Source organism: Pseudoalteromonas amylolytica (assembly GCF_001854605.1).
GTDB classification, from domain to species: Bacteria; Pseudomonadota; Gammaproteobacteria; order Enterobacterales; family Alteromonadaceae; genus Pseudoalteromonas; species Pseudoalteromonas amylolytica.
The window spans coordinates 363,259-365,374 of sequence record NZ_MKJU01000027.1 but is presented as its reverse complement, the minus strand read 5'-3'; the positions used below and the strand labels follow the sequence as shown (position 1 = coordinate 365,374).

The 2,116-nt window shown below is 36.9% G+C and carries 1 protein-coding gene; it reads left to right on the top strand.

Features of this window, described 5'->3' with window-relative positions; translation table 11 throughout:
* The first annotated feature begins 901 nt into the window (after window positions 1-901).
* Window positions 902-2,116, top strand: coding sequence for a LeuA family protein (locus BET10_RS13605; protein ID WP_083330554.1), 1,215 nt, complete (start codon window positions 902-904; stop codon window positions 2,114-2,116).

Sequence of the window (2,116 nt, the reverse complement as noted above, 5' to 3'; positions counted from 1 at the left end):
TTATCTTTCCGTGACTTATTATTTATATTTTTGTCTTGAACAAGATTAAAAGTTTATAGAGTTATTTTCAACAATTAAAATTACACAAATTAGGGAAATTTTGATTAGGCACCCACTTACACCTACATACCGCCACAACCGCTTTTTATTCCATGATTTTCAATTTTAAAGATTTTCGACAAAAATCACCTCTATGTCAGGAAACCTGTGGCTCCCAAAGGGAAGACCACGATAACCCCCTACTATTAATGAACTTTTCATGAACCTCACAAAGTGTGACGAGATCACACAAGTACTGACTAAAAGGCAAGTTATTGCAGTTTACGGTAAAAAAACTGAGAGAGCCTTATGACACTAAAAAATAGAATAACGGCAATGTATATGGCCTATAGAGAGTTGTTTGCACTGGCTTCCGATGCCTACTTTAGAGAAAGAGACACTCCAATGCATAGTAAATATGCCACGGAGTCTTTAGTATTTTTTTTGAATAAAGTTCCAACTTAATTAAGATGAGTGAAAATTTAAACACAAACATTACGCGAAACCACCGTACAGCCTTGATGATTACTGAGCATTTAGATGAAACCAACAAATCTGAGAGTTAAAGAATATTCACGCGTTCACTGTTTATCTCCCCCCAATACTCACAGAAAAACCTCCCCATAAAATTGGCAAATTAGAGAACCAAATAACAACAAAAAGAAGCACCTTAGCAATCAAACTTAAGATTACTATCACCTAGATACATCAACATTGAGCTCTTAGTAAAAGACTTTTATTTAATACCAAGAAAGACTTTTTACTATTGACTAAATCGAAAACAAGGCTTACCGTATTGAAAATTGAAACGCCTACAATTCAATAAGATAGTTTTCTAGACGTATTTTAAAAGGAATTCAGTATGCATAAAAAGGAATTAATCCATAATTGGAATGAAAGCTCTAAATTAAAAAGAAAAGTATCGCTTTTAGATGAATCACTCAGAGACGGCATTCAATCTCCAGGCGTTTGGCTACCTGAATTAGATGAGAAAAAAGAACTCATTTCCTCTATGGAAAAATTAGGTGTAGAGTATCTCGATATCGGCTTTCCATCGGCAAATAAACGTGCTTTTAATAATATTAAATCGCTCGTTTCTCATATCTCAAACTGCCAGCTTAAAATAAAGCCTTGCTGCGCAGGTAGAACACATATCGAGGATATAAAACCCATTATTTCACTATCAGAAATAATGGGGAGACCAATTGAACCCCTATTATTTATCGCGGTAAGTCCCATAAGACAACTGGTCGAAAAATGGGATTTAGCACATATTATTTCAATTTCAAGAACAACGCTTGAATTCAGTTTATCCCAAGGATTAACACCAACTTTAGTAATTGAAGATGCCACTAGAGCATTACCTAGCACGCTCTCATCTATGTATGATCTTGCAATTGAGCTAGGCCTCAACAGAATTGTGTTATGTGACACGGTTGGCCAAAGCACTCCTGCCGGTGTGCGTGAAATCGTTTCTTGGTCAGTAGCATATTTTGAACAACGCGACTATCAGATCGGTTTTGACTGGCATGGCCACAATGATCGAGGGTTAGCCTTAATAAACTCTATGGAAGCTATCTTGGCTGGCTGTGATCGTATTCATGGGACCGCACTTGGCATAGGTGAACGCACAGGAAATGCGGCTATTGACCAAATCATCGTTAATTTGTTCTTACAGGGCTATACACAATGGGATGTCAGTAAGTTAAAAAATTATGTCGAATTGTCAGCAACTTATTTTAAGCAGACCATCCCCGACAATTATCCTGTGTTTGGTGCCAATGTGTTTAAAACAGCCTCTGGCGTCCATGCTGCGGCAATTAGAAAGTCCAAGCTACTCGAGAACCCCATGTTATGTGATTTGATTTATTCATCAGTGCCTGCCTCTGCTTTCTCCCGAGAAAATGAAATTGAAATTAACTATATGTCAGGAAAAGCGAATGTAATCAATTGGCTAGAACAAAGCGATGTCTTAATTACATCAGAATTAGTGGACAATATTTTGAAATTTGCTTCTCAGCGACATCGTCCACTTACCGATGATGAAATATACAGCGTAATTGAAGGTGTGAATTAA